Raw genomic sequence first — 5286 nt, 5'->3', positions numbered from 1 at the left:
TATCTAAAGTTGTACTACTAGACATAAAACCACTTGATGATGATTTTTTCTCTATATATGATGAATCATTCACCGCTAATATATCTATCTTTTTAGCTTTTATATTTAAGTTGTTTGCAGCATTTAGGTTTGAGCCTTTTATTTTTGCAGATTCAGAAGCACTTATGTTTATATTATCTGTGTTTATATTAGATGCTAAGTGCGTTGTAGATTTTTCTTTTACATAGTTTTTTGAGTTTCCTCCAAAGAAGTCTTTTTTATCAACGGTTGAAGCTATCTCTACACTTGAAGCATTTATATTTATGTCTTTAGCGTTAAGTTCACTTCCTTGAACCACTACTTTATCTTTAGCATCTATATTTAAAGTATTGCTTGCTTCTATGTTTGACGATTCTCCTATGCGAACTTTATTATCTATACCATTCAACCTACCATAAGAAACATCTTTTGTATAGCGTTTGTTAATTATTGAGCCATCTGTATTTATATTTTTTACATTTAGTTTCATTTTTACATGCCAAGATTTTTTATCACTTTTCCCATCCATCTTTGATGTAAAGACTGTCAAGTACTCTTTGACTTCTTTTTAGTAAGTCTTCGTAGGTGTATTCATCTGTTAAGTGTTTGTATTGTTCTGGGAGGTTTGGGGATTTTGTGTAGATGAAAATGAGAACAACATTTTTGACCATTGTTCTTTCTGGATTGAATTTGTAACAATCATAAGTTTTCATTTTAACGCCTCTTGGAGTATTTTCTTCGAAAACCAAGCATTGATAATTTTCTTTTCCTTGTTTTTCTAAATGCGCATTTATATAGTACTCACGTCCATTTTTTTCTTTGCCTTGTTGATACTTTTCGTGAATATATTTTTCATTTCCTTTTTCAATATCTATCTCTCTATCTGTAAACGAGTATACTGACGAATTCATATTGATGCCATAACTTAAAACACCTCCATATTTTGTTACTTCTTTAATATCTACACCAACACCGATTCCACCATAAATATATGCACCTTTCCACCCACCCATATCCATCCAGTCTTTTTCTTTTGTCTGAATCATAGAAATATTAAAGTCTTTATGCTCAAACGTATAATGGTTTGCATCATAAGAGTTTGCAAAGTAAAAAAAACCTGCCGGTTTATTTCCCGCCATTCGTGCTAGAGTATAATCTATATTATCTGTAGAGCACCCTAATAAAAATAAACTTACGATTATTGAATAAATATACTTCACTAATTACTTCCTGTGCTGAATTTTGCTTTTGTAGCATCTACATTAATTGTCTTATAATAATCAAATAAAGGGGTGTTTTCCTGAGTCTTTGGGTCATAATATTTGAAAATTTCATTCGAAGTAATCCCATTATCCCCACATCCTATTACACAAGGGTATCCCGAGTGTGGTGAAGTCTTAGTCGGGTTGGTTTGATTGTTTTGCAAAGAACCGTTCATAAGTGTCGGCACACCTCTAGTTATATCATATCCTGCCTGATTCCAAAAATCTCCTGATGTTATTGGGGCATTGTTGTTTATACCCCCAAAGTTTCCACCTAATAAACCTATAAAGTCTCCCGGGTTTATTTGGGAGCGGAAGACACTAACTACATCATTTGTACCTGTATGTACTTTTATTTCGTTTTGACCTCCATACAACCCATTCACGACCAAATCCTCTACTGCTTTTGAACTTACGGGTGAACCTGAGTTTTGCAGAGTGAGAACTGCATTTGGATTATCTTTGAGTAGCTGTGCTATCTCCTCTTTGTGTTGTTGTAGCCCTAAGTAGGTCTGTTGTGTACCTTGTGAATGTGCGGCTATATTTATATTGCCGTTATTGATTTTTGTCAATTGATTGATGCTATCTCCTGTTTGTCTTGCACTTCCGTTTATCATATATCCTAACTCTTGGATACCTGGTATTGTATCGAAAGTGATTATTGTTTTTTCCAGACCTGTTTCTATCAGGTCAGCCAATGTCCCATGACTTGTATTATAGTTTAGCATACCTATTGTAGGATTTCCTTGTTGCTGTTGTTGGTTTGTTGCTGCTTCACTTGCTAGATTATTCAGTCCGTTTGTAAAGATAGTATCTATTCCAGCATCTTTTATGTTTTGGCTAGTGAGTTGTATTTTATAATCACTTAATGGGTCATTTGGATTTATATTTTCATCTATTCGTACTGCCTTATTAGGATTTGTAAGATAAACTGTTTTTCCATCGATGGTAGTTTGTATATAGTCTCCATTATCTTTGTTTAATCCTAAAGCTATAAACTTACTTTCCTCTGTAGTTTTTAGGATATTTCTGTTGTCTCCAAAGAGTTGTGTAGCTATTTGGTTTATATAACCGCCATCATTTTTCACAGTAGGTATAACTCCAAAAGACCATTCACCTCCTGCATCTACTAATGCACCTATCGTATTATCCATAAAATCCCCTTTACCATCTTTGCCTTTACTTGCACTTGGAAGGTTCTCTACTATCTCTTTATGTGCAGCCAAACCTACATCTTTTGCACTCTGTTTAAGGTCATTGTATGCTTGTACGGGGTTAAGAAGTGCTTTTATAGAATTCTCACTTGCGTATAGTTCTAAGTTTGAACTCTCATCTTTTGTTATCTGTTTTATTTTTGCAGTGTCTCTGTTTAGGCTTGAGATATCTGAAGTAGTTGTTATTATTCCCTCTCCTACTGTAGCTCTTAGAATTTGCTCTTTATCTTTAGTGTTTCTTGTATACTCCATAGAGTTTAGTGATGGTTTAGAGTCGTTTGAGCCTATCCCTATTCCCATAGTTGTGCTTGCATAAGTATCATGATCTTTTATATCTTTGATTTGTAGTGTTTTTGTACTGAACTCTAAGTTACCTTTATCTTTAGCATCTCCATCTAAGTTTGTTATAGACGCTCCAGTTAGAGTTGTTTTTTCATTTACTGTTACTTTTATCTTTTCATTTGCATTTAGTGATGTAACTTCACTTACCCACTTATTACTTCCTTTTGTGGTTCCTACATTTCCTGAGATTCCTGTAGGTGTCATTGTCATTACATTTCCTGAGATACTTCCACCTTTTGAAGATCCTTTTGTAGCCTCAGTGTCTTGGATGCTTTGCATAGTAACATATAAGTCTAATCATCCCAGCTGTCTTTTATGTAAAGGCTATCTAAAACTCTTTTTGCTCTGTTTTGTAAATCTTCGTAGGTGTACTCTTTGCTCAAGAATAGATTATTTGGTTGATTATAAGTTAAAAGAAGTAAAACATTTTTAACTTTTGTTTTAGTAAGGTTGGATTTATAACATCTATACCCTATTTTATATTTTTTAAACTTTGGATTCATAGATTGTGCAACTGTACATGCATAGTTTTCTTTTCCATAAAATTCAGTATGAACATTTATATTAATAATTTCTCCGTCCTTTAATATCCTTTTATTTGGATATTTGATAGTAGTATTATCAATTGCTTTATTCCTTTCTGTATAATCATATACACCTGAAGTAGAAACAGAAACACCATAGGATTGTTTTTTTAAACTCATTGATATTGTTTTACCATTACGTGCACTAACTCCATACCATCCTCCCATAATAGTAAAGTCTTCTTCTCTAGCGGATGGAAGAGAGAAAGAAACATCTTCCGTCTCAAATACATACTTTTCCATAGTTTGAAGGTTGTCTATTGTAAAAAATGCAGGTGGTTTATTACCACTCATTGAAACTGAAAGACTATTATAATTATTCACAAATTTCTGAGCACTACATCCTACTAAAATAAATATGATAAGAAAGCCCATAGTATAGATAGTGATTTTTTTCATTTTTTCTCTCCTGTATATAAAGTAGTGTCCACATTTAAAGTTTTATAATATTCTACTAAAGGGATTTCTTTATTAGTATTTGGATTATAGTAATTTTCTATCTTTGGAGTAAATTCTCCATCCCCACATCCTATAACACAAGGATAATAAGAGTGAGAAGAGTCTCCCCCTACTCCAAAAAGCATTGGAGTAGATATGAATGAACTCCACACATTTGAGCCTAATTCTTCAGAATTATTTATACCTGCTGATTGCAATCCAAGAAAGCTACCAACAGTGTCTTGAGGTGCTACATGAGAACGAAATACATCAGAAATTTTAGCATTTTCTCCAAAGCGTTGTAATATTCCTTGTTTCCCACCATAAATATCCATAACTGTATTCTCTGCCACATTATGATTTACAGGCGAACCTGCATATCCTACTAAAAACTTACTATTTGGATTATTCTGAACTATTTTTGCTATCTCTTCTTTGTTCTGTGCTAAACCATTTTGACTCATCATTGTCCCTTGGGAGTGTGCACCTACAACCAAGTTTCCTTTAGTTCTAACTGTCATCTGTTTTATAGCTTCTCCTGTTTGTCTTGATCCACCTGTTCCTAAAAAACTCATTCCTGTATTTGACGTTATATGGTCTTGTGCGTCCTCTATTATATCGCCGAGTATACCATGTTGTTGATTGTAGTTTAGTAGCCCATCAGCATAACCTTGTTGTGTTTGCTGATTATATATAGCGGTATCAGAATTATTAAACATACCGTTTGTAAATATATGATCAAGTCCTGCATTTTTTATATCATTTGAACTAACATGTATCTTATAATCTTTTAACGAATCATTTGCAATAGGTTGTTCATCAATCCTCACTGCTTTATTTGGGTTTGTAGTCCAAACAACTACCCTCTCTAATCCAGTTGCATCTTCTACTTCACTGATTTTTTTAATACCAGATTTTGTTTTTACTAATGTAATTTTTTGTATATCTTCAAGTCCTATACCAGCTTCAACTAGTGTTTGTCTATCTTTTACAACAAGTACATTTCTATTATCTCCAAATAGTTGTGTAGCTATTTGAGTAATGTAACCTCCACCGTTTTCTTGTGAAGGTAAGACACCTGCTGTTGAAACAGCATCTAGTAGTTCGCCAATAGTGCTGTTTACTACATCATTTATTGCATCTTCTACCTTATTTCCTGTATTTGAAGCACTATTTTTACCTGATGGTATATTTTCTAAAATCTCTTTATGTGCATTTAGTCCCATATCTTTTATGTTTTGTTTTAGCTCATCTTTAGCCTTAACAGGGTCCATCATCGCATTAAAAGAGTTATCACTTGCGTATAGTTCTAGGTTTGAGCTCTCATCTTTTGTGATTTGTTGTATTTTTGTAGTGTCTCTGTTTAGGTTTGAGATATCTGAAGTAGTTGTGATGGTTCCCTTTCCTACTGTAGTTCTTATAATCTGT

Annotated in this window: 5 protein-coding genes; all 5 read right to left on the bottom strand. The window is 33.3% G+C overall.

The genetic code is table 11. The annotated features are described in order from the left end of the window. Positions 1 to 568 (bottom strand): hemagglutinin repeat-containing protein (locus tag ABZC13_RS14090; RefSeq protein ID WP_373005291.1); only part of this gene is annotated, 568 nt, incomplete at its 3' end. Further along, on the bottom strand, positions 531 to 1238 hold the full coding sequence (locus ABZC13_RS14085; RefSeq protein WP_373005287.1) for a hypothetical protein: 708 nt from the start codon (positions 1236 to 1238) through the stop codon (positions 531 to 533). The genes ABZC13_RS14085 and ABZC13_RS14090, both read right to left, overlap by 38 nt. Continuing rightward, positions 1238 to 3115, bottom strand: a complete 1878-nt coding sequence (locus tag ABZC13_RS14080; protein WP_373005284.1) for a hypothetical protein — start codon at positions 3113 to 3115, stop codon at positions 1238 to 1240. Before ABZC13_RS14080 ends, ABZC13_RS14085 begins: the two co-directional genes overlap by 1 nt. A gap of 14 nt (positions 3116 to 3129) precedes the next feature. Further along, entirely contained in the window at positions 3130 to 3819 is a 690-nt protein-coding gene (locus ABZC13_RS14075; protein WP_373005281.1) for a hypothetical protein, read from the bottom strand. Continuing rightward, a partial coding sequence (locus tag ABZC13_RS14070; protein WP_373005278.1) for a hypothetical protein occupies positions 3816 to 5286 on the bottom strand: 1471 nt, incomplete at its 5' end. The genes ABZC13_RS14075 and ABZC13_RS14070, both read right to left, overlap by 4 nt.

The sequence above is a fragment of the Sulfurimonas sp. genome (assembly GCF_041563035.1).
Classification (GTDB): Bacteria; Campylobacterota; Campylobacteria; order Campylobacterales; family Sulfurimonadaceae; genus Sulfurimonas.
Note: the sequence above shows the minus strand (reverse complement) of the source record. Positions and strands in the feature narration are given on the sequence as shown.

Coding starts and splice junctions, on each gene's coding strand:
- ABZC13_RS14080 (WP_373005284.1), bottom strand. CDS start 3,115: ATGCAAAGCATCCAAGACACTGAGGCTACAAAAGGATCTTCAAAAGGT.
- ABZC13_RS14075 (WP_373005281.1), bottom strand. CDS start 3,819: ATGAAAAAAATCACTATCTATACTATGGGCTTTCTTATCATATTTATT.